We start from the raw sequence: 26,125 nt of genomic DNA, 5'->3' as shown, positions 1-26,125 counted from the left end.
GTGTGGAGATCGGTCAGCGAGAAACGCTGGCGGCGCCGGCCGGTGCCGTTGTCGGCGTGGTAGTCGGCGCCGGGCAGCTTACTTTGCGGCGTGGCGTGCCATTGCCGGGCAGGCTGTACGGTTGGCCGATCGCATCCATGCGGGTGGCCAGCGGCACCACCGAATGGCCGTCCAGACGCCAGTCGTAGATCACGCTGAAGGCCATTACGCGGGCCACGTATTCGCGGGTTTCCTTGTACGGAATGCTGGCCACGAACAGGTCGGTGGGCAGGGTACCGCGGGCGGCCAGCCACTGGTCGACCTTGTTCGGGCCGGCGTTGTAGGCGGCGCTGGCCAGCCACGGCGAGCCGTTGAAGCGAGCCGCCATCTGCGCCAGGTAGCGCGTGCCCAGCGCGATGTTGGTGGCCGGGTCGTACAGGCTGTCGCCGCCGGCCCAGTCCAGTCCGTTGCGACTGGCCACCCGCGCCGCGGTCTCCGGCAGCAACTGCATCAGGCCACGCGCATCGGCGCCGGAATGCGCGTCGCTCATCCACGCGCTTTCCGCCCGCAGGATGCCGTAGGCCCAGGCCGGTTCGATGCCGGCCTGCTCGGCCTGCGGCACCAGGCCGTCCTGGCTGGCGAGCGGGAAGCGCAGGTCATACAGGCGCAGGGCATCGCCGCTGCTCAGGGTGAATACGGCGCGGTCGTACCAGCCGCGGCGGTTGGCCATGTCGGCGGCGATCCTCTGCGTGGCCACGTCGCTGCCCTGCAGGGCGCGTGTCCATTCGCGCCGGGCCAGTTTCGGCAGGTCCACCGCGTACAGCTCGAACGCGCGCACCAGCCCCGGCATCGCCAGCAGCTGCTGTTCGCGCTGCGGATCGTCGGCCAGGGTCAGCGGGCAGATCGCGTACGACTGGTCGAGCCGGTCCGCCGACATGAAGCCGAAGAAGGTCGGCTGGTCGGCCTGCTCGGCGAACTGCCGCCGGGCTTCGTCGGCGCGGCCCAGCGCGGCCAGCGCGCGGCCGCGGAAGTATTGCCATTCGCCATCCTGCTGCTGGCTGGCAGGCATCGCGTCGATGCCCGCCAGCGCCGCGCTCCAGTCCTGCCGGGCCAGCGCCACGCGCACGCGCCATTCGCGGGTGCTGTCGGTCTGCGCGGCGGCGGGCAGCGCGATCAGCCGGGCCAGGGCATCGTCGTCGAAGTCGGTGGCGCGGAACAGCGCCAGGGTCTGCAGGATGCGGTTGCGCTGGGCCTCGCTCAGCGTGAAGCGCGATTGCAGCTGCTGCCACGCGGCGTCGGCGCTGTCGCTCTGGCGTCGGGCCAGCCGGGTCAGCGCCAGCGTGACGGCGTGGCGCTGGCGCGTGCCGTCGGGCCAGTTCGTCGCGTCAGCGACTGCGGCAGCCGGATCACGCAGCGCGGTGGCCAGTTGCTGCGCAGCGGGCTGTTCGCTGGCAGGCAGCCAGCTGGCCAGGCTGGCGATGGTGCCGGCCTGGCCGGCGTCGGCCGCGCGATCGATCCGTGTCCACAGCCGTGCGTCGGTGAGCAGGCCCTGGTCGTGCGCGGCGTCGAGCACCGGATCGCAGGCGCCGGGCAGGTTGGCGCGGGTCCACAGTTCGGCCAGGTCGCGCTGGAAATCCAGCTTGCCGCCGCCGGCGAGTTTCGCCTGCAGCGCGTCGCAGCTGAGCGTGTCGCCGAGGCCGGGCTGGTACAGCGCAAGAAAGCCGCTCCAGTCCTGCCGGCGCGCCAGCTCCAGCAGGAACGCGCGGCGCAGGTCGGCCGCGGGTATCCAGTCCGGATACTGCGCGAGATAGGCTTCCACCGTGGCGCGGTCGACCTGCTGGATGTCGTGTTGCAGCGCCGCCGCAGCCAGGTAGGGATACAAGGGATAGTCGTGCAGGTTGCCGGCAAGCTGGCGCCAGCCGTCGCCGCCCTGCTGGGCGACGGCGTACGCCTGCTTGAAGGCGACGCGCTGCGCGGCATCGGGCGTGGCGGCCAGTGCGGTCGAGCCGGTGAGCAGCCAGGCGCCGGCCAGCGCCAGCCAGGCCAGCGGCACGCGCCGCGACGAAGCGAAAGAAAGCATGACAACTCCTGCGGTGGATCGCAGCCAGTGTAGTGGATGGCCCGTTTCGACTTGTCGCCATCCGGTGAGTGCGTGGTGGGCCCTGTTAAGGCAACGCTGACCAAGTATCGCCGCCGTCATGATGACTGGAAGGCTCGCAGGTGATGTTGCGTGGCGCCGGCAAGACTGGCCGTCTTGCCAAGCTGCGCGGCATCGGCTGGAGGCCTTCCAGTCATCACCTCATCATTTCGAATTCAAGAAGTTGAGGCCCGCCCTCTCTGTCCGCATACCTTCGGTCCGTCGCCTCGACAGACGGCCAGTCTGCCTTCGCCGACGGCCCTGTGGTCTGCGAACAGAGAGGGTGGGTGACGGTGGTGATACTTGATCAGCGTTCCCTTAAGCTGTCGCGCTTCCTCCACGCCTTTACCGGGATCGGCATGTCGCCAGCTGCTTCGCCTGTTTTCCGTCGCGTCTGGCCGGCATGGCTCGCGCTGGTGGTGATGGCACTGGCCGCCGCATGGTGGTGGTGGGCGATCGGTCGACCCGTGGCCTTGCCGGATGCGCCGTCGGCGCGCATCGCCTGCGTGTCGTATGCGCCGTTTCGTCGTGCCGGCGAGACGCCACTGGACCCGACGGCGCACATCAGCGCCGAGCGCATCGATGCCGATCTTGCCGCGTTGTCGCAACGCTTCGATTGCGTGCGCACGTATTCGCAAGGACAGGGCCTGAGCGAAGTGCCGGCGATCGCCGAACGCCATGGCATGAAGGTGCTGATGGGCATCTGGCTGGGCGGCGACGCGAAGGCGAACGCCGAACAGGTGCGACTGGGCATCGCCACCGCAAACAGGTATCCGCAGGTGCTGCGCGGGGTGATCGTGGGCAACGAGGTGCTGTTGCGTGGCGATCTGCCGGCCAGCCAGTTGGCCGTCTATCTGAAACAGGTGCGCCAGGCGGTCACGGTGCCGGTGACCTATGCCGACGTGTGGGAGTTCTGGCTGCGCCATCCCGAGCTGGCCGGCTCGGTCGACTACCTGACCATCCACATCCTGCCGTACTGGGAAGACCAGCCGGTGTCACCCGAGCGGGCGGTGCGGCACGTGGCCGACGTCTACGCGAAGGTGCAGCAGGCGTTTCCCGGCCGCGCCGTGATGATCGGCGAGACCGGCTGGCCCAGCGCCGGACGCCCGCGCCAGGCGGCCAGCGCCAGCGTGGTCAACGAGGCCCGCTACCTGCGCGAGTTCCTGCGCTACGCGGCCACCGTGCACATGCCGTACAACGTGATCGAAGCGTTTGACCAGCCGTGGAAACGCGCCCAGGAAGGCACCGTGGGCGGCTACTGGGGCATCTTCGATGCGCAGGCGCGGCCGAAGTTCGCGATGCAGGGGCCGGTGGTGGAAGAGCCGCACTGGTGGGCGGGCTGGCTGGCCGGCGCGGTCGGCGCCGGCGTGTTCCTGCTGGTCGGTGCGTGGCGGCGTCGCTGGCGCGGCGCGAGTGGCTGGCTGGCCTTGATGCTGGCCGGCGCGGCCAGCGGCGGCGCGCTGGCCTGGCAGTTCCGCCAGATGTGGTACGCCTGTCGCGACGCATGGGAGTGGACGGTGTCGCTGGGCGCGTGCGCACTGGCGCTGCTTGCCGCGCTGCGCCTGGCGCACTGGATCGCCGCGCGCCTGTGCGGGGCGGATGCGCCGCTGCCGCGGCCGTGGTGGCGACTGGGCTGGTTGTTCGCGCTGGCCTTCTACGGCCTGTTGCTGGTGGTCGACGGGCGCTATCGGGATTTTCCGCTGGGCCTGTTCCTGTTGCCCTGTGCCGGCTACGCGCTGCTCGGCTGGCTGTCCGATCGTCGCGCGCCGCTGATGCCGTTGCTGGAGGAGCGCTTCCTGGCCTGCCTGCTGCCACTGCTGGCGGCGGCGGTGCTGTGGCAGGAGGCGGGGCTGACTCCGGTGGCGTGGTTATGGCTGGGTATGAACCTGCTGCTGGCCGCGCCGGTCTGGTCGGCGTGGCGGCAGGCCGTCCGCCTGCAACCTGAGCAGGCGTAGGCAACCGACCAGCGCAGCCAGCGCGCCGCTCTCGAAGCAGTACAGCTGCAGCGCCACGATGCCCAGGGCGGCGGCCAGCCAGGCCAGCCACGGGCGCTTCCACAACAACGCCGGCGCGGTCGCGATCAGTGCCGCGATGCCATACACGTTGTGCAGGAAACCCAGCACCAGCCGCTGCCGCCACGGGCACCACCACGGCGCGTGGGCGGCGCCGCACTGCTGCGCCATCGAGCCGGGCTCGACCACGCCGTAGCGCAACCATGCGCCGAGCAGCGCCACCAGCAGCAGGGCCAGCCATGGCCAGGCCAGTCGCCATCGGTTCGAGGTCATCGACTGCGTTTCGCCGAGGCCTTGCCGCCGACGTGCGCCGGCAGGCGGATCTCCGCCGCCAGCGGCAGGTGATCGGAGAACGCCTGCGGCAAGGCCCAGGTTTTCTCCAGCGTGATCGCCGGCGAGGTGAGGATGTGATCCAGCGCCCGCCGCGGCTTCCAACTGGGGAAGGTTGGCGTGGGCTGGGCTGGCGGCTGCAGCGTGGACTTGGTGAAAAGTTGTTTCATCTCGGCGCTGCCGGGCTCGGCGTTGAGATCGCCCATCAGCACCGCATGAGGGAAATCCTGCAGCAACTCGGCGATGAAGCCGAGCTGGCGGGCACGCGCCTGCGCGCTCAGCGACAGGTGGGCGACCATCACCGCCAGCGCGTTGTCGCCTTCGCCGAACTGGGCCAGCAGGGCGCCGCGGCCCGGGATACGGCTGGGCAGCGGGTAGTCGGTCACCGAATGCGGTTCGAGCCGGCTGATCAGACCGTTCGCCGAATGCGCCAGCCTGGCCATCGCCCGGTTGGGCTGGTGGCTCCAGAACGGCAGGCCGGAGGTTTCGGCGAGGTAGCGGGTCTGGTTGAGGAAGCCCGAACGCAGGCTGCCTGCATCGGCTTCCTGCAGGCCGACCACGTCGAACTGCGCCAGCACTTCGGCGAGCCGGTCGAGGTTGTCCATCTTGCTGCGTCCGGGCAGCACCGCACTGAGGCTGCGGGTCACGTACTGGCGATAGCGCTGCACGCTGGCGCCGGCCAGGATGTTGCAGCTCAGCAGGCGCAGGTGACGCTCGGCAGGGGCGGTTGAAACGGAGGCGCGAGTCATGGCGGGCCGCTACGCGAAAAGGGAAAGCCGGCGCATGAGCTCATGCGTCGAACTGGCGGCGAGCATGATCCATCCGGTGTGAACGCCACGCCAGCCGCCGGAAGGGCGGCAACTACTTGCCGGCCAGCTCGCGCTTCACCAGCCACTGCGTGACGGCGACCATCTCGTCGTAGGAGTGCACCGCGGCGACGCGGTACTTGCCGTTGATCACGATGGTCGGCGTGCCGTCGACCTGCCACTTCTGGATCAGGGCGAGATCGCTCTTCATCTGGTCGGTGGTCTGGGTCGACGTGGCCGCCCGCATGAACGCGGCGCGATCGACGCCAGCGCGTGCGTAGAAATCGGCCAGCTCGTCCATCGAGTTGATCGGGTAGTGCTGCTCGAACTTGGCCTGGAACAGGGCCAGGTGCGTGCGATCCAGCACGCCCAGCTGCTTGGCTGCGTAGAACGCCCGGGCAAATGGCACCCATTCCGCGCTGAACGGCGCCGGCACCAGCTTGAACTCCACGCCCTTGGGGAACTGTCTGGCCAGCGCGTCGGCCACCGGCGCGAAGTGGGCGCAATGGATGCAGCCATACGAGAACACCTCGACCACCTCCACCTTGCCCTCGCTGCTGTAGCGCTGGTGCGGGGCGGGCAGGGTGACGTACTCGGTGCCGTCGGTGTACGGGTCCACCGCGCCGGATTTCGCGGTACAGGCGGTGGCCAGCAGCAGGCCGGCAAGCAGGATCAGGACGCGGGAACAGGCGAATCGCTGGAACATGGGTTTCTTCGCTCGAATGCGGTGGGGATGCCGGCTGACCAGCTTAACCGAAGCGCTTACTTGCCAGCCGCTTCCTTCGACACCAGCCACAGGGTCAGCTCGATCGACTGCGCGTAGCCGCCCGCGTCACCCGCGGTGAAGCGGTACTTGCCGTTGACGATCATGGTCGGCGTGCTTTCCACGCCGTAGGCCTTCATCAGGTCGTCGGCGCGCTTCATCTGGGTGTTGACGCTGAACGAGTTGGCGACGGCGACGAACTCCTTCGGGTCGACACCGTACTTGGCGTAGAACTTCGCCGCATCCTCGATCGTGGGCCACGCCTCCTGCGGCTTCAGTCCGCTGGAGGTGGCGTTGTAGGTCGACAGCTCCTTGCTCTTCCACACCGCGTCGTACATCGCGTCGTGGCTCTTGTCGACCACGCCCAGCGCCTGCGCGGTGTAGAACGCGCGCTGGTACATCGGCCAGTTTTCGTCAGGACGGAAGGAGGCGGCCAGGTAGTTCATCACCGCGTCCGACGGCAGGCTCTTGGCGATGCGGTCGACGGTGGAATGGAAAGCGTTGCAGGCCGGGCAGCCGTAGGAGAACACCTCGGTCACCTCGATCTTGCCCGGATGGCTGGTCGGCTGCGCCGGATCGATGCGGAAGTAGTTCTTGCCTTCGACCCACTTGCCGGTGTCCACGAACAGCGCGGCGGCCACCGCCGGCTTCGCCGTGTCGGCGGGAGCCTCGGTCGGCGCGACGCTTGCGCTGCCGGCCGGTGCGGCGGCGGTGCTGGCGGCAGCGGCGGTGGAGGCGGTGGCGGGGCTGCTCACGGTGCCGGCCGGCGCCGTGGCGGCAGGGGCCGTGCTGGTGACGGCCGGAGCGGTTGCCTCGGCGGCGCTGTTATCGCTGTTGCTGTCATGGCTGCAGGCGGCGAGCGCGAGCAGGGCGGCACACAGGAACGGCAGACGCTTCAACATGGCAGACCTCGAAAGTGGGGCGCGAAAAACCAGCGCGCCGACACTTGATGGTCGGCGCGGGTTCGATCAGGGAGTGGCGGCAGGCTGGCTGTCGGCGCTGTGCAGGCCTTCGATGTAGCTGGCCAGGGCGGCGATGTCGTCGGGGGTCAGCTGCTTGGCGATCGCCGGCATGATCTGCGCATGCGCGTCGTCACCCCAGGTGGTGCCGTCGTGCCAGGACTTCAGCGTCGCCTCGATGTACTGCGCGTGCTGGCTGGTCAGCTGCGGATACATCGCGCCCGGGTTGCCGCGGCCGTCGATGCTGTGGCAGGCCATGCAGGCCGGAATGCCACGGGTCGAATCGCCCTGGCGGAACAGCGTCTGGCCATGCTCGACCAGGGCCTGGTCGGCCACGCCCGGCAGCGCCGTCTTGCTGGAGAAGTAGGCACCCACGTCGTGCATGTCCTGGGTCGACAGCGGCGCGGCCATGCCCATCATGATCGGGTTCTGGCGCTTGCCGGCCTTGAAGCTGGTCAGCTGGCGAACGATGTACTGCTCGCTCTGGCCGGCCAGTTTCGGGTACTGCGCATCGGCGGAGTTGCCGTCCATGCCGTGGCAGGCGCCGCAGACGGCGGCCTTGGCCTGGCCCGCGGTGGCGTCACCCGGCTTGGCCGGGGCTTCAGCAGCGGCGACGGCCGGTGCCGCAGGCGCCGCGGCGGCAGTGCTTGCGGCAGCGGGGGCCGCGGTCTCCGGCTTGGCATCTTGGGCCATCGCGGCGCTGGCGGACAGCGCGAACACGAGGGCCATGGCGGACCCGAGAACAGCGGGCCGAAAACCAGCGGACCGAAAACTCATACACTTGACTCCCGAGAGACTTGCAAACACTGCCAGCGATCGCGGCCACGCGGCCCGCAACAGGCAGAAACCGAAGAATTATCCCTGCGCCACCCCAGCTTGGTCAAACCATCCTCATGTCCAATCCCCTCCAGGGCGCGCAATTCGTGCTCGCCGCCCATCGCATCAGCCAGCTTCCCGCCGACCAGGGCGCGGAAGTCGCCTTCGCCGGCCGCTCCAACGCGGGCAAGTCCAGTGCGCTGAACGCACTGACCAACCACAAGGGACTGGCACGCACCTCGAAGACGCCGGGGCGCACCCAGCAGATGGTGGCGTTCAATCTACCGACCCCCGACCTGCGCCTGATCGACCTGCCCGGCTACGGCTACGCCAAGGTGCCGCTGGACATGCGCGAGCACTGGAAGCAGGAGATCGACGCCTACCTGCACCAGCGCCGCAGCCTGCGCGGGCTGGTGCTGATCGTCGACATCCGCCATCCGCTGAAGGAATTCGACCGGCTGATGCTGCAGTTCTGTTTTGACACCCAGCTGCCGTGCCACGTGCTGCTGACCAAGGCGGACAAGATCTCGCGCGGCCAGGCGGCGCAGGCACTGGCCGCGTTGCGCAGGCAGTTCGCCGCCGAAAACCTGTCCGCCACCGCCCAGGTGTTTTCCTCCTCCGCCGGCACCGGCGTGGAGGAGGCGCGGCAGGCGGTGATGGACTTGCTGGCGCAGCCGCGCGAAGGCGCACATCAGGGCCGCGAGCGCTGAGCCGCCACGGCCGCGACCAGGGTTTCAGCCCTGCACGGATGCCATGAACACGGCGCAGAGCGCTTCCATGCCGGCGCGGTCGTCTTCGTCGAAGCGGTCGGTGACCGGGCTGTCGACATCCCACACGCCGAGCAGGCTGCCGTCGGCCTTGACCAGCGGCACCACGATTTCCGATTGCGAGGCGGCGTCGCAGGCGATGTGCCCGGCGAACGCGTTGACGTCGCGCACCAGCTGGGTTTCGCGGGCCTGCGCAGCGGTGCCGCAGACGCCCCGGCCCAGCGCGATGCGGATGCACGCGGGTTTGCCCTGGAACGGACCCACCACGAGTTCATGGCCGTCGTACAGGTAGAAGCCTGCCCAGTTCACCTGCGCCAGGCTGTGATAGACCAGTGCGCCGAAATTGGCCGCGTTGGCGATCAGGTCGCGCTCGCCGGCCAGGATGCCGCGCGCCTGCTGCACCAGGTCGGCGTAGTGCTCGCGCTTGCTGGCGTAGGTCTGGGCTTTCAGGTCGAACATGCGATGCGTCCCGCGGCAAAGCCCGTATTATGCGCCGAGCCACCATCACGGGGGATGCCAGATGAGTCTGACCGAGCAGCGCGAAGGGATCGAGGCGGGGCGCCTGGACATGTTCGTGGATGGCGCGTTCGCGTTCATCCTCACCTTGCTGCTGATCGGCGGCGAATCGATTCCCGACAGCACCGGCAAGTTGCTGCACGCGCTGGGCGGCATCCCCGCGTTTGCCGTGTGCTTCTTCCAGATCGCGTTCTTCTGGCATGGCCACGTGCGCTGGCGCAAGCGTTGCCTCGGCGCGGGCGCCAGCGGGCGCTGGCTGTCGCTGCTGCTGGTGTTCTTCGCGATGATCTTCGTCTATCCGCTGCACATGGTGTTCTCAGGGGTGTTCTCCTCGATCAGCGGCGGCTACCTGCCCGGTGATTTCACGGTGAGCGGGCCGGCCGACATGCGCACGCTGTTCGTCTGCTACGGGCTGGCCTACGCCTGCATGGCCGGCACCCTGGCCCTGCTGTTCTCCGATGCGGCCAGGGTCGCCGCCCGGCACGGCCTGGACAACCTGGACGCACGCCGCGAGATGCGGATCTGGATCGTGCCGGCGGCGATCGGCCTGGCCTCGGCGCTGGTCGCCCTGCTGATGCCGTTGTCGGTGCCCGGCTGGATGTGGTCGGTCCCCGGCCTGATGTACTCGCTGCTGTTCCTGATCGGCCCGGTGGTGAACCAGTTCAACCGGCGCTACGCGCAGGCATGACGACGACGGTATTCATCGCCGGCACCGACACCGGCATCGGCAAGACCCACGCCGCCTGCACCCTGCTGCATGCCTTGCGCGCGGCCGGCCGTGACGCCTGCGGCATGAAGCCGGTCGCCAGCGGTTGCGTGGAAACCCCGCACGGCCTGCGCAACGACGATGCGCTGGCGCTGCTGGCGGCGAGTGTTGATGCGGGGTTGCCGTACGCGCTGGTCAATCCGGTGGCGCTGCGCGACCCGCTGTCGCCGCATCTTGCTGCCGCCCACGACGGCGTGACGATCACCCTGGCGCCGCTGCGCGCCGCGTTCGAGCAACTGGCCGCGCGGCACTCGACGGTGGTGGTGGAGGGCGTGGGCGGCTGGCTGGTGCCGCTGGCGCCCGGCCTGTCGGCCTCGGACATCGCCAGGCAATGGCAGCTGCCGGTGATCCTGGTGGTGGGCCTGCGCCTGGGCTGCCTCAACCACGCCCTGCTCAGCGCCCGGGCAGTCGTGGCCGACGGCTGCCACCTGCTGGGCTGGATCGGCAACCGGGTGGACCCGTCGATGGACGCGCCGGAAGAAAACCTGGACACGCTGCGCGCGTTGCTGCCCGCGCCGTGCCTGGGCGTGCTGCCGCACGGCGTGGCGCCGGCGCAGGCCGCGGGCTGCCTGGCCGCCGCCGTGGCCGCCTTGGACTGAGCTTCACATCCGATGTGTTCGGATGGCGCACGTTTCCCACGCCGGAGTGACCATGGCCCGCAACCACTACTACCTTTCGATCGCCGACATCGTCCACGCACGGGGCGACGATCCGCGTTTCTCGTGGGATGGCGCCGGCCCGGACGGTTTCGCCAGCACCCTGCAGCAAGCCTTGCGCAGCGACGAGCTGTTCCGGCGCTGGCGCGCGGCGCAGCCTGATCCGGACGCGGTCGACGACAGTCTGGGCGCCACCGACCCGGCCGCGCAGGTGGACGCGCGGGTGGTCGACCTGCACACCGAGGTGGACCTGATCACCGACCTGCCGATGAGCGTGGTGCGCCATCGGCTGTACCTGCTGATCGGCGGCGCCTGGCAGTTGCGCGACCTGCGCGCCGCCTGAGTCGCAGGATTCTGCGCCGCCTCACGGCGTCACCGTCTGGAAACGGGCCGCCGTCTCGCCAGGAGCGTGGGCGGTGCAAACCAGGTGAGCGAGGCAACGTGGTCTTGAGTCAGCTTTTTCGATCGTTCGAGGCGAACAGCCGTAGCCATTCGACGAAAAGGAGCGGAAAAGCTGGCCAAAACCACGCAGCCGCAGCCGCTTGTGTTTCTACCGCCCACGCTCCTACAGTCGGCGGTCAGACTTCCGTGCCCGATGCCGGGCGCACCACTCCTGGGGAACCCGATGCTTCGACTGCGCACGATTGTGATCGCCACCACGATGGCCCTGGCCGCCTGCTCGCAGCAGCCGGAAGGCGCCGCCAACCCACCCGCGCCGGCCGCTTCCGCCGTCAGCACCAGCAGCGCCGCGCCGGCGGCCACCGACATGACCAGCAACCCGTTCTACAGCGCCAGCACGCTGCCGTTCCAGGCGCCGCCGTTCGACAAGATCCATGACGCCGACTACCAGCCCGCGATCGAAGAGGGCATGAAGCAGCACATGGCCGAGATCGAGAAGATCGCGAACAACCCCGAAGCGCCCACCTTCGAGAACACCTACGTGGCGATGGAGAAATCCGGCGCCATGCTGAGCCGGGTGATGACGGCCTTCAACGCCGTCACCGGTGCCAACACCGACGACGCGCTGCAGAAAGTGCAGGAAGACGAAGCGCCGAAGCTGGCCGCGCACGAGGACGCGATCTATCTTGACAGCAAGCTGTTCCAGCGCGTGCAGACGGTCTACGACCAGCGCGACACGCTCAAGCTCGACCCCGAATCGGCGCGCCTGGTCGAGGTGGTCTACCGGAACTTCGTGCACGCCGGCGCCAGGCTGTCCGACGCCGACAAGGCGAAGCTGAAGGACCTCAACAAGGAAGAGTCCACGCTGAGCACCGCGTTCACCAACAAGCTGCTGGCCGCAACGAAGGACGCCGCGCCGGTGATCGCCGACAAGGCGAAGCTGGCCGGCCTGTCCGATGCCGAACTGGCCGCCGCCAGCCAGGCCGGCAAGGACCGCAAGCAGGACGGCAAGTACGTGCTGTCGCTGCAGAACACCACCCAACAGCCGGAGCTGCAGGACCTCACCGACCGCGCCACCCGCCAGGCGCTGTTCGAGGCCTCGTGGAACCGTGCCGAGCAGGGCGACGCGAACGACACCCGCAAGACCATCGAGCGGCTGGCGCAGATCCGCGCCGAACAGGCGAAGCTGCTCGGCTTCCCCAGCTATGCCGCGTGGAAGCTCGACGACCAGATGGCGAAGACGCCGGAAACCGCGCTGAAGTTCATGCAGGACCTGGTGCCCGCCGTCACCGGCCGCGCCAAGGTGGAGGCGGCCGATATCCAGGCGGTGATCGACCAGCAGCACGGCGGCTTCAAGCTGCAGCCGTGGGACTGGAACTTCTACGCCGAGCAGGTGCGCAAGGCGAAGTACGACCTCGACGAAAACCAGATCAAGCCGTACTTCGAACTGGACAACGTGCTGCAGAACGGCGTGTTCTACGCGGCCAACCAGCTGTACGGACTGACCTTCAAGGAGCGCAAGGACATCCCGGTGTACCAGCCGGACGTGCGCGTGTTCGAGGTGTTCGACAAGGATGGCAGCTCGATGGCGCTGTTCTACTGCGACTACTTCAAGCGCGACAACAAGAACGGCGGCGCCTGGATGGACAACCTGGTCACCCAGTCGAAACTGCTGGGCACCAAGCCGGTGATCTACAACGTCGGCAACTTCAGCAAGCCGGCCGCGGGCCAGCCGGCGCTGCTGTCGTTCGATGACGTGATCACCATGTTCCACGAGTTCGGCCACGCCCTGCACGGCATCTTCGCCGACGAGCAGTACCCGACCCTGTCCGGCACCAACACCGCGCGCGACTTCGTCGAGTTCCCCTCGCAGTTCAACGAGCACTGGGCCACCGATCCGAAGGTGTTCGCCCACTACGCGAAGAACTACCAGACCGGCGAGCCGATGCCCAAGGCGCTGGTCGACAAGATGACGAAGGCCGGCAAGTTCAACTCCGGCTACAACATGACCGAGCTGGTCTCGGCCGCGCTGCTGGACATGAACTGGCACATGCTGGGCGCCGACGCGCCGCTGCAGGATGCCGACAAGTTCGAAGCCGCCGCGCTGAAGAAGGACGGCATCGACCTCGGCTACGTGCCGCCGCGCTACCGCTCCAGCTACTTCCAGCACATCTGGGGCAACGGCTACGCCGCCGGCTACTACGCCTACCTGTGGACCGAGATGCTGGCCGACGATGCCTTCGTGGGCTTCAAGGAACACGGCGGCCTGACCCGCGAGAACGGCGACCGCTTCCGCGCCATGGTGCTGTCGCGGGGCAACACCGAGGAGCTGGCCAAGATGTACAAGGACTGGCGCGGCCAGGACCCGCAGATCGAGCCGATGCTGGAAAACCGCGGCTTGAAGGACGCGCCGAAGAAGTAAGCCGTTGCAGCATTCCGCGCTGGAAGATCAGGCCCGCCGCAAGCGGGCCTGATCGTTTTCGGAAACTGCGAACCGCACCGGCAGCGGGTGCGGCTGGCCTTCGCGTGGAATAATCGAACCTCCCCGACCGGAGCCGCACGCGCTTGGACAACCACCACTACCTGCAGACCGCGCTGGTGTTCCTGCTGGCCACGGTGATCGCGGTGCCGCTGACCAAGCGCTTCCGGCTGGGGTCGGTGCTCGGCTACCTGCTGGCCGGCGTGGTGATCGGGCCGCAATTGCTCGGGCTGGTCGGCGATACCGCCGGGGTCAGCACGATTTCCGAATTCGGCATCGTGCTGATGCTGTTCGTGATCGGCCTGGAATTGTCACCGCAACGGCTGTGGGTGATGCGCCGCTCGGTGTTCGGCACCGGCCTGTTGCAGGTGCTGGCCAGCAGCGTGGTGATCGCGGCGGTGGCGTATTTCCTGGAAGGCCTGCCCGGCAAGACGGCGGTGATCGCGGGCGGCAGCCTGGCGCTGTCGTCCACCGCGTTCGGCCTGCAGATCCTCGCCGAGCGCAAGGAAGTCGGCTCGGCCTACGGACGCCAGGCGTTCGCGATCCTGCTGTTCCAGGACCTGGCGGCGATCCCGCTGATCGCGATGGTGCCGTTGCTGGCCACGGCCTCCGCCCGCCATGGCGTGGATCTGACCGGCACCATGCGCACGATCGGCGTGATCGTGGCGGTGGTGGTCGGTGGCCGTTACCTGTTGCGCCCGGTGTTCCGCTTCGTGGCCAAGGCCGATGCGGTGGAGGTCTCCACCGCCACCGCGCTGCTGGTGGTGATGGGTACCGCCTGGCTGATGGAGCTGGCTGGCGTGTCCGCCACGCTGGGCGCCTTCCTGGCCGGCGTGCTGCTGGCCGATTCCGAATACCGGCACGACCTGGAATCGCACCTCGAACCGTTCAAGGGGCTGCTGCTGGGCCTGTTCTTCATCAGCGTCGGCATGTCGATGGATCTGTCGCTGCTGCTGCACCAGCCGCTGCGCGTGCTGGCGGTGGTGCTTGCCCTGATGCTGCTGAAGGGCACGCTGTTGTGGCCGCTGGGTCGCCTGGTCGGCGGGCTGGATCGCGCCGAGGCGTTGCGGCTGGCGGTGCTGCTGGCCTGCGGCGGCGAGTTTGCATTCGTGGTGCTGAAGCTGGCGCAGGAGCAGCAACTGCTCAACGGCCCGCAGCACAACCTGCTGGTGCTGGCGATCTCGCTGTCGATGGCGTTGACGCCACTGCTGGTTGCCGTGCTGTCGCGGTTGCTCGGCGGCAAGGCGAAGAAGCCCACGCGCGCCTACGACACCATCGACACGCACGTGCCGCGGGTGATCATCGCCGGCTATGGCCGCATGGGTCAGATCGTGGCCCGCGTGCTGCGCGCGCAGAGCATTCCGTTCGTGGCGCTCGACCACTCGGTGGAGCAGATGGACCTGATCCAGCGCTTTGGCAACGTCACCGACATTTTCTACGGCGATCCGGCCCGGCCGGAGCTGCTGCGTGCCGCGCAGGCGGACAAGGCCGAGGTGTTCGTGCTGGCCAGCGACGACCCCGAGTCGAGCCTGCGCGTGGCGCGGGTGGTGCGCCGGCAGTATCCGCACCTGAAGATCATCGCGCGGGCGCGCAACCGCCAGCACGTGTGGCGGCTGATGGACCTGGGCGTCGACGAGCCGGTGCGCGAGACGCTGTATTCGAGCCTGAAGATGACCAAGCAGGCCCTGGTCGCGCTGGGCCTCACGCCGGAGCAGGCGGTCGACCGGGTGGAACGTTTCCGGCGCCAGGATGCGGAGCTGATCAAGGCGCAATACCTGGTCTACGACGACGAGACCAAGCTGGTGCAGACCACGCGCGAGGCGCTGGCCGACCTGGAACGCCTGTTCGAGGCCGATGCCTCGCCCGAGGCCGAACGTGTGCGCGAGCGCGATGCCGGCATTCCGCTGACCGGGGAAGAGTGAAACGCTGATCGGGCGATGGCCGCGCCGATGGGCGCGGTCGCGCCTCAGTGCCTGTGAAGAAAACCACGTCCTGTGGTTTTCTTCTATCGCGAGTCCGGTACACGCCCGGACTCGCTCACGCGGATCAGGCACCGACGTGCCCGATCCGCGGTCGGCCGTGCCTGGCCGACCTGAGAGGTTGAAAAACTCACAACCTCTCAGTCGGCCGGCTGGGCGGGCTGGCGCAGGGTCTGCCGCACGCTGGGGATCGCGCTGCTGCGCGCGGCCAGCTCGTGGGCGATGTCCACATAACCGAGTTGCCTGGCCACGTCCGCCGCGCTGCGTCCGAATGCGTCGGCCGCGTTGCGGTCGGCACCGCGCGACAGCAGTACCCGGGCGGGCGGCAGCAAGGCGTGCATCGCACAGGCGTGCAGCGCGGTGACGCCGCGCTGGTCGGCGTGGCCGACCTGGGCGCCGGCATCCAGCAGCAGCGGCACCAGCGCCCCGATGTGGGTGGCGTCGCAGCTGCTGCCCGGTCGCAGCTGGGCGCCGAGCAACAGCAGCAGCGGCGTCTTGCCTTCATGGTCCGCGTGGTTGATGTCGGCGCCACGCTTGAGCAGCACGTCGAACAGGCGCCGCGCGCGCAGGCTGTCGTTGTGCTCGAAGCCGAACTGCGCCGCCGCGTGCAGCGCGCTGCGCCCGGCGTTGTCGACCGCCTTGATGTCGGCGCCCGCATCGAGCAGCTGCTCGGCGATCTCCGGATAGCCCATCGCCGCCGCCGCCATCAGTGCGGTGGCGTCGTTCGGCAGGCGCTGGTCGACGGCGACCTCGCGCTGCAGCAGCAGGGCCACCAGCGACTCGCGCCGCGCGGCGACCGCGGCGGCCAGCGGGGTCACGCCGCTGCGGGCGGCGCGGGTCGCATCGGCGTTGGCGTCCAGCAGGCAGGCGGCGATCTCGCGGTGACCGGCGCCACAGGCATGCAGCAGGGCGCTGGCGCCCTGTTCGTCGAGGGTGTCCACGGCAAAACCCAGTTCCAGCAGCCGCTGCACGCTGGCCAGCGCGCCGGCGCGCGCGGCGGCGGGAAGGTCACTGGCGCGCAGCGCGCGATTCGGCCGCGCCCAGTCGCGCCAGTCCAGCCAGCGTTCCACCGCGGGATGTTCCAGCGCCAGGCCCAGCGGGGTCTCGCCGTTGGCGTCGGTGGCTTCCGGGTCGGCGCCGTGGGCGATCAGCGCGCGCACCAGCGGCAGCGCCTGTGCGCCGTGCTCCAGCGCGGCGAACAGCGGCGTGCGGCCGTCGCGGTCGCGGGCGTTGGGATCGCAGCCCCGCTGCAGCAGTGCCTGCAGCAACTCCAGCTGATCGTTCACCGCGGCCAGCTGCAGCGGGCTGCGCGCCCGGGCGTCGGGGCCGAACGGATCGGCGCCCGCTTCGAGCATCTTCAGCGGCAGCGCGGCCGACTGGGCCGCACCGTGCGTGTTCAGCAGCGCCTGCGCCAGCAGGCCGGCGCCGGCCGGCGTGGCGCCGGCCTGCAGCAGGTCGTCGAGTGCCTCGGTGGCATCGGGCAACCGCTGCAGCAGCGCATCGAACACGCGCTGGCCCAGCGGCGGCAGGTGTGGCGTGTCGCCGGTGTCGGCGTCGTCGATCTGCGGTGCGTCCAGTCGCGCTTCGGCGGCCAGACCGTGTTCGAGCAGCCAGCGGCGGGCCGCGCCCAGGCCGGGCGAGGCCAGCTCCAGATACATGCGGGCCAGCTCGGCCTGCGGCCATTCGCGCACGCGGGCAACGAGGCCCGAGACGATCGCCCAGTGGCCGAAGCGCAAGGCATCGAGCAGGTGCCCGGGGGTGTCGGCGCCTTCGGCCAGCACGTCCTGGCTGAGGCTGGTCGGCAGCGGCGTATCCGGATCGAGCACGGCGACCAGGTCCCAGCGTCCCGCGGCGGCGGCGTGGTCGAGCGCGCTGCGGCCGTCGCCAGCCGGTGCTTTCGGGTCGGCGCCCAGGGCAAGCAGGGCGCTGATCGTGCCGGCGTCGGCGTGCGGCGACTGGCAGGCCAGGGTCAGCGCGTCGCGACCGTGGTTGTCGCGCAGGCCCGCGTCGGCCTTCGCCTCGGCCAGCAATTGCACGATGCCGCCGGCGCCGGCGCGGGCCGCTTCCATCAGCGCGCTGCTGCCGCGGTGGTCGACCAGGTTCACGTCGGCACCGGCGGCGCAAAGCGCGCGGGCGATCTGTTCGTGGCCTTCGGCGGCGGCGCCGAGCAGGGCGTGCCGGTGGCGCGCATCGCAGGCATTCACCGGGGCGCGGTGCTTGAGCAGCAGCTTCACCCCTTCGACGTCGTCGTCGGCGATGCCGCTGGCGGCGACCAGGGCCGGCTCGCCATCGGGCACGACCGGTTTGGCGCCGTGCTCCAGCAGGAACTTCGCCAGCGGCCAGTTCGCCGCGCGACAGGCGGTGGCCAGCGGGCTGATGCCGGCCTGGTTCAGTGCGTTGATCGGTGCGGCGGCATCCAGCAGCATCGCGGCCACGCCGGCGTCGGCGCTGAGCACCGCGCCGTGCAGCGCGGTGTTGCCCTCGGCATCGGTGACCAGCGGGCTGGCGCCGTTGGCCAGCAGGGTCAGCACCGCCTCGGCGCGGCCGTGCCAGCTGTCGCGGGTGGCGGCCAGCAGCGGGGTGATGCCGCCGCTGGCGCGATTGACGTCGGCGCCCCGGGCGATCAGTGCGCGCAGCAAACGGGTATCGGGCAGCAAGGCGGCCAGCATCAGCACCGGACGCTGGTCGCGATCGTCGGCCGCGGGCGCGGTGTCCGGATCGGCACCCACCTCGACCAGTGCCAGCGCGCGCTCGATGTCGCCGTCGCGGGTGGCGGCGAGCAGGGCAGCGGCCTGTTCCGGGGTGCCGGCAGTGCGCTCGATCTCGGTGAGGACCGGGCGAGGCGCCGGGGTCGGCGCCAGGTCGGCCCGCCGGCGCGCATGCCGGCTCTCGCACAGCAGCGCCCGCAGCGTGCGGTTGGCGATCACCAGACAGCCGGCCGGCAGCAGCACGATGCCGTACAGGGCCAGCGCCGCGATGCGCGGCTCGGAGGGCACCACGCCGTACAGGCCGGTCAGCGCGATCGCGCCGAAGGACAGCACCAGCAGCGAGAACGCGACCGGCAGGAAGTGGCTGAAGAAGCGCTCCTCGCGCGACAGGTGGCGACCGAACGCGACGCTGCGCAAGGTGGCGGTGAATATCCACGAGCCATCACGCTGGCTCGGATAGGCGTCGTCCCACAGGAACACCAGCCCGAACGCCGGCCACAGCCGCCACAGCGCGACCAGCGCCAGCACCAGGGCGGCCGCCAGCAGCAGGGCGCCGCTGAGGCTGGGCGCGTGGGTCAGCTGCATCATCGGCCAGGCCACCAGCACGAACACCGCCACGGTGTAGCCGGTGAACATCACCAGGTGGGCGGCGCCACGGCGCAGCACGGTGCGCATGAACTGCGGTTCCGGGTCGAAGCCGATCGCATGGCAGACCGCGGCCAGGGTCAGCGCGTTGGCGGCCAGCAGCGGAATCAGGGTCAGCGGATGGTTGACCAGGCCGGCCACGAAGACCGCCAGCAAACCGGGAACGAACCAGGCCAGGGCTTGCAGGAAGGGAGGGCGGCGACGCGATTTGGGCTGGGTCATGGAGGGAGTATAGAAATCGTTGGATGGGCAGACGGTAACCAAGTGTTAATGCCGATGGAAATCCGTCGAAGGAAGTCTGCCGAGGGAAATCCGCCGGCGCGAGCACGCCGACGGAATTCGCGCAGGCCGGCGCGTCACTCGTCCCGGTCATCCTGCGGGGAGTGGGTATACGGCAGGTGGTTCGCCGCGGCCAGCGTTTCATTGGGCGGCACCTGCAGGTGCCAGCCCTGCTCGCGCAGGTGGGCGAGGACCTGCGCGGTGTCTTCCACCGGCAGCTTGCGCTGTTCGTCCAGCTGCACTTCCATCACGAAACGCAGTTCGCCCAGCAGCAGCAACAGCGGCTCGGGCAGCCTGGCGAACGCGTCGCGTTCGGCCAGCCACAGGTAGCTGCCAGCCTTGCGCAGGCTGGCGTAGACGAAACATGGCATCGCAGGACCCATCGGAAAGTGCCGGGCCGGCCCCGGCATCGCATCGAGGGTAGCAGGTGCGCAAGCCGGGCGTGCCCGGTTGCGGCCCGCGGTTCAACCGCGCTTCAACAACAACTCGAGCATGCGCCGGAAGCGCGCGCCGTACGGCGGGTTGAGCAGGCCGGCGCCGTTCAGGCGGGCCTGCCGGAACACCGGCTTCAGGTGCGAGAACGTGCGGAAGCCCGCTTCGCCGTGATAGCCGCCCATGCCCGAGGCGCCGACGCCGCCGAACGGCAGCTTGTGCTGGGCGATGTGGTACAGCGTGTCGTTGACGCTGACACCGCCGGCGTGGGTGCGCGCCAGCACGCGGTCGACCAGCTCCTGGTCGTGCTCGAACAGGTACAGGGCCAGCGGATGCGGCCGCGCGCGGACGTGGGCGATCGCGTCGTCCAGGTGGTCGTACGGCACCAGCGGCAGCAGCGGGCCGAAGATCTCCTCGCGCATCACCGCCATGTCGTCGGTGACGCCGGTGAGCAATTGCGGCGGCAGCAGCCGGCTGGCGGCGTCCTCGCCGGCCTCGCCGAGCCGGTGCACCTGCGCGCCGGCGGCCAGCGCGTCATCGCGCAGGCCGGTGAGGCGCTGGTACTGGCGATCGGAAACGATGCTGGCGTACTGCCCGTTCCGGCCCAGCGCGGGATACATCTGCGCCAGCACCTTGCCGGCGGCCTCGATGAATGCCGGTACCCGTGCGCGCGGCAGCAGCACGTAGTCGGGCGCGATGCAGGTCTGCCCCGCATTGACCAGCTTGCCGAACACGATGCGCTCCACCGCGTGCTCGAAGCGCGCGCCGGGGCCGATGATCGCCGGCGACTTGCCGCCCAGTTCCAGCGTCACCGGGGTGAGGTTGGCGGACGCCGCGCGCATCACGTGGTGGCCGACCGCGGTGGATCCGGTGAACAGCAGGTGGTCGAACGGCAGCGCGGAAAACGCCTGCGCCACTGCCGCGTCGCCGTTCACCACCAGCACCTCGTCGGCGGCGAAGTAGCGGGACATCTGCTCGGCGAACAGCGCCGAGAAGCGCGGGGTGAACTCGCTCATCTTCAGCATCGCGCGATTGCCGGCCACCAGTGCGTCGACCAGCGGGCCGACGGCCAGGTACAGCGGATAGTTCCACGGCACGATGATGCCCACCACGCCCAGCGGTTGCGGCCGCAGCTCGGTGCGCGCGGGCAGGAACAGCCAGTCGGCCAGCCGCCGCCGCGGCTTCATCCAGCGCCGGCCGTGGCCCAGCGCGTGGCGGATCGCCGACAGGCTGGGGAAGATCTCCAGCAGGTCGGTTTCCTCGACCGGGCGCTGGCCGAAGTCGGCGTGGATCGCGGCGGCGAAAGCCTTGCGCTGCTCGCGCAGCATCGTCTCCAGCTTGCGCAGGCGCTGCGCGCGCAGCGCCCACCCCGGCATCGGTTCGCGCGCCTGCGCATCGCGCAGGCGTTGCAGGTCGGCGGTCAGCAGCTGGCTCTCGGTCATGGGCTTCTCAGAGTCTGTGAAGAAAGCCACTTCCTGTCGCTTTCTTCTATCGCAGGTCCGGTACGTGCCCGGACGTGCTCACGCGGATCAGTCACTTGCGTGACCGATCCGCGTCCGGCCATCCCTGGCCGGACTTCGAGGTTGAAAACATCACACTCTCAGAATTTCACGCGCAGTTCGACGCCGACGGCGCGTGGCGGGGTGATGCTGGCGAACGGCGTGCCGAACACGCTGGTGGAGATATTGTTCACCCCGGTCACGTAGCGCTTGTTGAACACGTTGTTGGCGTACAGCGCGACACCCCACTGGTCGTTGGCCGCATGCCAGTCCAGCCGCGCGTCGGTGCGTTGCTGGGCGACGCCGGTGTCGAAGTTCGGGCTGATCTGGCAGGTGCCCTGCAACTGCGAGTCGCGGTTGCAGCGCGACTTGCCGCGGTAGGCGTGCGACAGGTCGAACTCCAGCGCGCCGCCCGCCACGTCCTGCCAGGTGTACGACAGCGAGCTGGCGAACGAGAACAGCGGTTCACCGGTGGGCTGGCCGGACAGGTCGGCGCCCGACGGCGCCACCGCCTGGCGGTAGGTCGCGTCGATGTAGGCGCCGGTGAGGCTGAGCTTGAACGCATCCACCGGTTGCCATTGCGCCTCGAACTCCAGGCCGTGGGCTTCCTGGTCGGTGCTGCTGACCAGATAGCGCGGCACGCCGGAGCCGGCGCTGTTGGGATCGAGCGTGAGCGACTGCTTGTTGTCGTAGCGGTAGTAGTAGACCGAGCCGTTCAGCAGCAGGTTCTGGTCGGGGAACAGGGTCTTCAGGCCGGCCTCGTAGTTGAGCACCTTCTCCGGGTCGAAGCGCGAGCCGATCTGCACGCTGTTGTAGCCGCCGGCCTTGTAGCCCTTGGTCACCGAGGCGTAACCCATCACGTCGGGGGTGAACTTGTAGTCCAGCACCACGCGGGGGCTGAAGTCGTTCCAGCTGTTCTTGTCCTTCACCAGCACGTTGACCGGGGCGCCGCCGGCGGCGTTGAAGATCAGGTTCTGCTGGAACACGCCGGGGTCGATGCCGACCAGGTTGAGCAGGGGCATCAGCGCGTCGATCGTCGCGTCCAGCTCGTCGGCCCGACGTGGCGGGTTGAACCACGAGAACTCCTTCTCGTCGCGGGTGAAGCGGGCGCCGGTGGTGAGGCTGAGCCGGTCGGTGAGGTGCCAGATCACGTCGCCGTACGCGGCGTAGGCCTTGAAGCGTCCGACGTTGTCGATCTGTTCGCGCCACGGATCTCCCAGCAGGTGGTACTGCCCGTAGCCGACCAGCGGCAGCAACGATTCGTAGAAGGCGAACGTGTCGGTGGCCGCCGCACCTCCCACGTTCATCGCCAGCGAATCGACGCTGTCGGTGAACACGTTGGTCTGGCTGGTCTGGCGCGCGTGCTCGTCGTAGTAGCTGACGCCGGCCACCCAGTCGGCAATGCCGGCGGTGCCGGCGAACTTGAACTCCTGGTACCAGCTGTTGTTGCTCTCGATGTTGGCGGTGTCGAGATAGGTGGCGCGATTGTTGGTCCCGTCGTAGTCGCCGCGGTTGTAGGTGTTGAAGTGACGCCAGGCGGTGGTCGAGGTGAGGCTGCCCCAGTTGAAGGAATGGTCGACGGTGAGCGTGGCGCCGTTGAAGTGGCGCTTCTCGCCCGCGTCCACCGTGTCGTTGTACAGCGGTGCGTGGCGCGGATCGAGGTAGCTCGACGGGTCGGCCGGGAACGGCGGGACCTGGTCGTTGAACGGGGCGGGGCGCGCCACGTAGTCCGATTTCGCGATCAGCCCGATCGCCGGCTGCGGCGGCTGCTTGAGTTGTTCGTGGTCCCACGCCAGCAGCACGCGGGTGTCGGGCGTGGCGTTCCAGCGCCACACCAGGCGGCTGCCCCAGTCGTGGTCCTTGCCGTAGCTTTCGCCGGTGGCGGCGTCCTTGATCCAGCCGTCGCTGCGATTGTCCAGCACGCTCATGCGCACGGCCATGTCGCGGTTCACCGGTACGTTGACCAGCGCGTCGGCGTACTTGCGACCGTCGTTGCCGAAGCGCACGCGCGCCTTGCCCTCGAAGCGATCGGTCGGCTCGTTGGTGACGATCGAGATCGCGCCGGCGGCGGCATTGCGGCCGAACAGCGTGCCCTGCGGCCCCTTCAGTACCTCGATCCGGGCGATGTCGTTGAACGCCAGCAGCGCGCCGCCGGAGCGGGCGGCATAGACGCCATCGACGTAGACGCCCACGGCCGACTCGGTGCCGATGCCGAAGTTGCTGGTCTCGATGCCGCGCATCTGGTAGCTCGGCTGGGTCGGCTGGTCGGCGCCGACCACCAGGCCGGGCACGAAGATGTCCATCCGGCTGAGGTCGGTAGCCGCCAGCGTGTCGATCTGCTGCGCGGTGACGATCTGCAGCGGGATCGGCACTTCCTGCATTTCCTGCGAGCGGCTTTGCGCGGTGACCGTGATCTTGCCGAGCTGGGTGACGTCCTTGACCGGGTCGCTCGCCGGCGCGTTGCTGGCGGCGGCATCCTGCGGCGGCGCATCGGCGCAGAAGGCCAGCGACGGGCTGCACAGCAACAGCAGGGTGCTGCCGCCGAACAGCAGTTTGCGCAGGCTGATCGACAGTGGGCGTTGACGCATGTTCATTCGGTGCTCTCCCCTTGCATCGGATCACGCGGCCGTGGACAGCCGCGCACGGTTTTCTTCTGGAATCAGTGGATCGCCACGCAGCTCCCCGGCTGCGCCGCGATCCATGCCTTGATCAGCGCCACGCCCTCGCGATGGACGGTGCTGCGGCCGAGCTCCGGCATCATCACGCCCGGTTCGGTCGACGACAGCCGGTACGGCAGGATCGACTCGTCCGGCTGGCCCGGCACGATGTCGAAGAAGTGGTCGCCGGTGCCCTGGCCGGCCGCGGTCGGCGGCTTGCAGATGCCCAGGTGACGGTCTTCCGGCGTGGCGTAGTCGAGCGTGAGGCCGGTGGTGTTGGCCGCGCCGTTGCCGTTGTGGCAGTGGCCGCAGTTGATGTCGAGGTAGGCGCGGGCGCGGGCGTCCAGCGGGGCGCGCGGGTCTTTCCAGTCCGCGTCGCGCGGAATGTCGGCCGCCGCGGGCAGGCCGCCGAGGTAGCCCAGCTTCACCAGGTGTTCGAGCTGGTTGGCGCTGCCTTCGGCGTAGTGATAGTCCTTGTTGAGGTGGCGCGCCTTCGGTCCGATCGGATGGATCTTGCGGCTGACCCAGTCCTGCGCATGGCAGCTGGCGCACTGGCTTTCGTCGGGCACCACGTAGTTGAAGTCCTCGCGGGCAGGCATGCCGGCGGCCGGCTGGTCGGCGACCAGGGTCATCGGCAGCACCGCGCCGGTGCGCGCCAGGGTGGCTTCGGTCTGCGCCTCGTTCCACACATAGGGAATCGCCGCCCAGCCGTCCTTGCGATGGACCAGGATGCGCGTTTCGACCAGGTGCACGTGCGCCAGGTCCAGGCCCTGCCCGGCGAAGTCGCGCGAGTAGTCGTCATTGCGCAGGACCTCGCCCACCTTGCCGTCGGCGGCGCGCGGGTAATAGAAGGTCTTGCTGATCACCGTGCCGACCGGGAAGTCCAGGGTGTCGGTCGGGTTGTATTTTGCCGACGTGCCCGCGGGCATCCAGATCGTGCGCAGCTTGTGCGCGTAGTCGGTGAACAGCGGCGTGTTGAGGTCGTACGGCACCACCCCGGCGTTGAGCTGCAGCTTGCCGTCGTGGACCTCGACCACGTGCCAGTCACCGAGCTTCTGCGGTCGGCCCTCGGCGTGGAACGCCACCGGCGCCATGCCCTGCTGGCATCCCGCCAGCAGCAGCCATCCCAGCAGTGGAAGTGCGCAACGCCAGTGTCGCCCTGCCGTCATGCCTTCGGCTCCGGGTTCAGCACCACCGGCGACAGCTTCGGCAGCGTGCACTGGTAGGGCCTGATGTCGTTGCTGGGGCTCTTGTAGTCGTGCGGGCCGTCGGCGTTCAGCACGCCACTGACGTCCTGGATGCAGATGCGGTCGGCGGCCGGCGGCACGCCGTCGACCAGGCTCTTCGCATCGACGTAGCCATCCCACAGCACGTCGGGGAAGTGGCCGGTGAGGCCGTACATGGCCGTCTTCAGCGTCTTCAGCTTGAGTCCGTCCGGCGAGTCGCCGCCGCCCTTGAGCCGGTTGCCGTAGATGAAGATGCCCTTCGGATACGGGTTGTAGTTCGGCGAGACGCCGCGGGTGTTGTAGTAGTTGGTCGAGAAGTAGCTGGCGATGATCAGGTTCGCGGTCTGGTTGTCGGAGATGTCGTTGTCGAAGATCTCCACCTTGTCGTTGGAGTTCACCACCACGCCGGAGCCGGCCGGCACGCTGGCCACCGCGGCGCCCTTGGCGGCGAAATTGCCCGTGTTGTTGGCGTAGATCCTGTTCTTGAACACCCGCGTGCTGTGCCCTTCCTGCGACAGGTTCGGCATGTTGAACACCAGGATGCCGCCGGTGTTGTTGGTGGCGGTGTTGCCGTAGACGTCGGCGTTCACCGAATTCTCGATCTCCACGCCGGCCACGTTGTACTCGGCGCGGTTGTTGCGCACGATGATGTCGTGCGACTGGCCCACGTAGATGCCCGCGTCGGAAGCGCCGATCACCACCGAGTTCTCGATCAGCACGTTCTGCGTCTTCACCGGATACAGGCCGTAGGCGCCGTTGGTGGTCTTCGGGCCGCCGGTCCACTCGATGCGCACGCCGCGAATGGTGATGTTCCTGCCCTGGTTGATCTTCAGCGCGTCGCCCTTGGTGTCTTCCAGCGCCAGGTTCTCGATGGTGAAGTCGCTGGCGTTGACCAGCAGGCCTTCCGGCCCGACCACCTGGCCCTTGAACGACAGCACGGTCTTGTCCATGCCGGCGCCCTTGATGGTGACGCCATCGGTGCGCAGGCTGAGACCACGCCGCAGCGAGTAGTGGCCGGCGGGAATCTCGATCACGCTGCCGGGCTTGGCGTCCAGCAACTGTTCCTGCAACCTGGCTTCGAAGCTGGCGTCGGTGCCGCTCTGTGACGCCGGCTCGGACTTGCCGCAGCCAGCCAGGGCCGCGGCGATCGCCACCGTGATGAACAATTTGCGCATGTTGCTGGGCTCCCCGTTAGGCATCGAATGCCGACAATGGCCCCACTCTCCCTCAATCCACGCCAAAGGGGGAGGGCAGAACGGCCAGGGTACGGGGGGCAAACCGGTCAGCGTGGTGGGGCGATGGGGGGGGAGGAGTG

General features: G+C 68.9%; 20 protein-coding genes. 7 read left to right on the top strand and 13 right to left on the bottom strand.

The genetic code is table 11. From position 1 onward, the window contains the following. Positions 1-13: 13 nt before the first annotated feature. Positions 14-2,059 (bottom strand): transglycosylase SLT domain-containing protein, encoded by a 2,046-nt coding sequence (locus ABNK63_RS15795; RefSeq protein ID WP_350016159.1) that lies wholly within the window; start codon positions 2,057-2,059, stop codon positions 14-16. Positions 2,060-2,475: 416 nt separating this feature from the next. Here ABNK63_RS15795 and ABNK63_RS15790 point away from each other — a divergent pair, with 416 nt between their 5' ends. Then, positions 2,476-4,071, top strand: a complete 1,596-nt coding sequence (locus ABNK63_RS15790; RefSeq protein WP_350016158.1) for a glycoside hydrolase family 17 — start codon at positions 2,476-2,478, stop codon at positions 4,069-4,071. Here ABNK63_RS15790 and ABNK63_RS15785 read toward each other — a convergent pair. The 5 genes from ABNK63_RS15785 to ABNK63_RS15765 form a co-directional block, all read right to left on the bottom strand. Beyond that, positions 3,985-4,401, bottom strand: coding sequence for a hypothetical protein (locus tag ABNK63_RS15785; RefSeq protein ID WP_350016157.1), 417 nt, complete (start codon positions 4,399-4,401; stop codon positions 3,985-3,987). The two genes, ABNK63_RS15790 and ABNK63_RS15785, sit on opposite strands and share 87 nt — an antisense overlap. Then, a complete protein-coding gene (locus ABNK63_RS15780) occupies positions 4,398-5,207 on the bottom strand; it encodes an endonuclease/exonuclease/phosphatase family protein (protein WP_007806781.1) in 810 nt (269 codons plus the stop codon). Before ABNK63_RS15780 ends, ABNK63_RS15785 begins: the two co-directional genes overlap by 4 nt. A gap of 112 nt (positions 5,208-5,319) precedes the next feature. Next, a complete protein-coding gene (locus ABNK63_RS15775; protein WP_007806779.1) occupies positions 5,320-5,970 on the bottom strand; it encodes a thiol:disulfide interchange protein DsbA/DsbL in 651 nt (216 codons plus the stop codon). Positions 5,971-6,026: 56 nt separating this feature from the next. Further along, complete coding sequence (locus tag ABNK63_RS15770) at positions 6,027-6,929, bottom strand: thiol:disulfide interchange protein DsbA/DsbL (protein ID WP_350016156.1); 903 nt, start codon at positions 6,927-6,929, stop codon at positions 6,027-6,029. Between the two features lie 66 nt (positions 6,930-6,995). Next, entirely contained in the window at positions 6,996-7,715 is a 720-nt protein-coding gene (locus ABNK63_RS15765; RefSeq protein WP_007806776.1) for a c-type cytochrome, read from the bottom strand. A gap of 164 nt (positions 7,716-7,879) precedes the next feature. On the opposite strand from ABNK63_RS15765, the gene yihA reads away from it, so the two are divergent. Beyond that, positions 7,880-8,512, top strand: coding sequence for a ribosome biogenesis GTP-binding protein YihA/YsxC (yihA, locus tag ABNK63_RS15760; RefSeq protein WP_350016155.1), 633 nt, complete (start codon positions 7,880-7,882; stop codon positions 8,510-8,512). Positions 8,513-8,536: 24 nt separating this feature from the next. Here yihA and ABNK63_RS15755 read toward each other — a convergent pair whose 3' ends face one another. Continuing rightward, positions 8,537-9,028 (bottom strand): GAF domain-containing protein, encoded by a 492-nt coding sequence (locus tag ABNK63_RS15755; protein ID WP_350016154.1) that lies wholly within the window; start codon positions 9,026-9,028, stop codon positions 8,537-8,539. 61 nt (positions 9,029-9,089) lie between these two features. Here ABNK63_RS15755 and ABNK63_RS15750 point away from each other — a divergent pair, with 61 nt between their 5' ends. The 5 genes from ABNK63_RS15750 (at position 9,090) to ABNK63_RS15730 (ending at position 15,307) form a co-directional block, all read left to right on the top strand. Further along, positions 9,090-9,773, top strand: a complete 684-nt coding sequence (locus ABNK63_RS15750) for a TMEM175 family protein (RefSeq protein ID WP_007806769.1) — start codon at positions 9,090-9,092, stop codon at positions 9,771-9,773. Further along, positions 9,770-10,450 (top strand): dethiobiotin synthase, encoded by a 681-nt coding sequence (bioD, locus tag ABNK63_RS15745; protein WP_350016153.1) that lies wholly within the window; start codon positions 9,770-9,772, stop codon positions 10,448-10,450. The genes ABNK63_RS15750 and bioD overlap by 4 nt, the downstream gene beginning before the upstream one ends. 52 nt (positions 10,451-10,502) lie before the next feature. Next, positions 10,503-10,850, top strand: coding sequence for a hypothetical protein (locus ABNK63_RS15740; RefSeq protein ID WP_007806766.1), 348 nt, complete (start codon positions 10,503-10,505; stop codon positions 10,848-10,850). A gap of 282 nt (positions 10,851-11,132) precedes the next feature. Further along, positions 11,133-13,328, top strand: a complete 2,196-nt coding sequence (gene dcp / locus ABNK63_RS15735) for a peptidyl-dipeptidase Dcp (RefSeq protein WP_350016152.1) — start codon at positions 11,133-11,135, stop codon at positions 13,326-13,328. A 143-nt stretch (positions 13,329-13,471) separates the two neighbouring features. Further along, on the top strand, positions 13,472-15,307 hold the full coding sequence (locus ABNK63_RS15730) for a monovalent cation:proton antiporter-2 (CPA2) family protein (protein ID WP_350016151.1): 1,836 nt from the start codon (positions 13,472-13,474) through the stop codon (positions 15,305-15,307). A 197-nt stretch (positions 15,308-15,504) separates the two neighbouring features. Here the strand turns inward: ABNK63_RS15730 and ABNK63_RS15725 are convergent, their stop codons facing one another. The 6 genes from ABNK63_RS15725 to ABNK63_RS15700 all read right to left on the bottom strand — a co-directional run bounded on the left by ABNK63_RS15725 (position 15,505) and on the right by ABNK63_RS15700 (position 25,985). After that, a complete protein-coding gene (locus ABNK63_RS15725) occupies positions 15,505-18,939 on the bottom strand; it encodes an ankyrin repeat domain-containing protein (RefSeq protein ID WP_350016150.1) in 3,435 nt (1,144 codons plus the stop codon). A 134-nt stretch (positions 18,940-19,073) separates the two neighbouring features. Next, on the bottom strand, positions 19,074-19,367 hold the full coding sequence (locus tag ABNK63_RS15720) for a YcgL domain-containing protein (RefSeq protein ID WP_007806757.1): 294 nt from the start codon (positions 19,365-19,367) through the stop codon (positions 19,074-19,076). Positions 19,368-19,460: 93 nt separating this feature from the next. Continuing rightward, positions 19,461-20,870, bottom strand: coding sequence for a coniferyl aldehyde dehydrogenase (locus ABNK63_RS15715; protein ID WP_350016149.1), 1,410 nt, complete (start codon positions 20,868-20,870; stop codon positions 19,461-19,463). 158 nt (positions 20,871-21,028) lie between these two features. Then, positions 21,029-23,515, bottom strand: a complete 2,487-nt coding sequence (locus ABNK63_RS15710; RefSeq protein WP_350016148.1) for a TonB-dependent receptor — start codon at positions 23,513-23,515, stop codon at positions 21,029-21,031. 71 nt (positions 23,516-23,586) lie between these two features. After that, a complete protein-coding gene (locus ABNK63_RS15705) occupies positions 23,587-24,753 on the bottom strand; it encodes an SO2930 family diheme c-type cytochrome (protein WP_007806751.1) in 1,167 nt (388 codons plus the stop codon). Then, the gene (locus tag ABNK63_RS15700; protein WP_350016147.1) at positions 24,750-25,985 is read right to left on the bottom strand and encodes a parallel beta-helix domain-containing protein; all 1,236 of its coding nucleotides are present in this window, start codon (positions 25,983-25,985) and stop codon (positions 24,750-24,752) included. Before ABNK63_RS15700 ends, ABNK63_RS15705 begins: the two co-directional genes overlap by 4 nt. Positions 25,986-26,125: the final 140 nt, after the last annotated feature.

The sequence above is a fragment of the Rhodanobacter sp. IGA1.0 genome (assembly GCF_040208325.1).
In the GTDB taxonomy this organism is placed as follows: domain Bacteria; phylum Pseudomonadota; class Gammaproteobacteria; order Xanthomonadales; family Rhodanobacteraceae; genus Rhodanobacter; species Rhodanobacter spathiphylli.
This window is presented reverse-complemented; position numbering and strand designations above follow the sequence as displayed.

Excerpts from the sequence above, each read along its gene's own strand:
- ABNK63_RS15795 (WP_350016159.1), bottom strand. The coding sequence starts at position 2,059 with ATGCTTTCTTTCGCTTCGTCGCGGCGCGTGCCGCTGGCCTGGCTGGCG.
- ABNK63_RS15790 (WP_350016158.1), top strand. The coding sequence starts at position 2,476 with ATGTCGCCAGCTGCTTCGCCTGTTTTCCGTCGCGTCTGGCCGGCATGG.
- ABNK63_RS15785 (WP_350016157.1), bottom strand. The coding sequence starts at position 4,401 with ATGACCTCGAACCGATGGCGACTGGCCTGGCCATGGCTGGCCCTGCTG.
- ABNK63_RS15780 (WP_007806781.1), bottom strand. The coding sequence starts at position 5,207 with ATGACTCGCGCCTCCGTTTCAACCGCCCCTGCCGAGCGTCACCTGCGC.
- ABNK63_RS15775 (WP_007806779.1), bottom strand. The coding sequence starts at position 5,970 with ATGTTCCAGCGATTCGCCTGTTCCCGCGTCCTGATCCTGCTTGCCGGC.
- ABNK63_RS15770 (WP_350016156.1), bottom strand. The coding sequence starts at position 6,929 with ATGTTGAAGCGTCTGCCGTTCCTGTGTGCCGCCCTGCTCGCGCTCGCC.
- ABNK63_RS15765 (WP_007806776.1), bottom strand. The coding sequence starts at position 7,715 with ATGGCCCTCGTGTTCGCGCTGTCCGCCAGCGCCGCGATGGCCCAAGAT.
- yihA (WP_350016155.1), top strand. The coding sequence starts at position 7,880 with ATGTCCAATCCCCTCCAGGGCGCGCAATTCGTGCTCGCCGCCCATCGC.
- ABNK63_RS15755 (WP_350016154.1), bottom strand. The coding sequence starts at position 9,028 with ATGTTCGACCTGAAAGCCCAGACCTACGCCAGCAAGCGCGAGCACTAC.
- ABNK63_RS15750 (WP_007806769.1), top strand. The coding sequence starts at position 9,090 with ATGAGTCTGACCGAGCAGCGCGAAGGGATCGAGGCGGGGCGCCTGGAC.
- bioD (WP_350016153.1), top strand. The coding sequence starts at position 9,770 with ATGACGACGACGGTATTCATCGCCGGCACCGACACCGGCATCGGCAAG.
- ABNK63_RS15740 (WP_007806766.1), top strand. The coding sequence starts at position 10,503 with ATGGCCCGCAACCACTACTACCTTTCGATCGCCGACATCGTCCACGCA.
- dcp (WP_350016152.1), top strand. The coding sequence starts at position 11,133 with ATGCTTCGACTGCGCACGATTGTGATCGCCACCACGATGGCCCTGGCC.
- ABNK63_RS15725 (WP_350016150.1), bottom strand. The coding sequence starts at position 18,939 with ATGACCCAGCCCAAATCGCGTCGCCGCCCTCCCTTCCTGCAAGCCCTG.
- ABNK63_RS15720 (WP_007806757.1), bottom strand. The coding sequence starts at position 19,367 with ATGCCATGTTTCGTCTACGCCAGCCTGCGCAAGGCTGGCAGCTACCTG.
- ABNK63_RS15715 (WP_350016149.1), bottom strand. The coding sequence starts at position 20,870 with ATGACCGAGAGCCAGCTGCTGACCGCCGACCTGCAACGCCTGCGCGAT.
- ABNK63_RS15710 (WP_350016148.1), bottom strand. The coding sequence starts at position 23,515 with ATGCGTCAACGCCCACTGTCGATCAGCCTGCGCAAACTGCTGTTCGGC.
- ABNK63_RS15705 (WP_007806751.1), bottom strand. The coding sequence starts at position 24,753 with ATGACGGCAGGGCGACACTGGCGTTGCGCACTTCCACTGCTGGGATGG.
- ABNK63_RS15700 (WP_350016147.1), bottom strand. The coding sequence starts at position 25,985 with ATGCGCAAATTGTTCATCACGGTGGCGATCGCCGCGGCCCTGGCTGGC.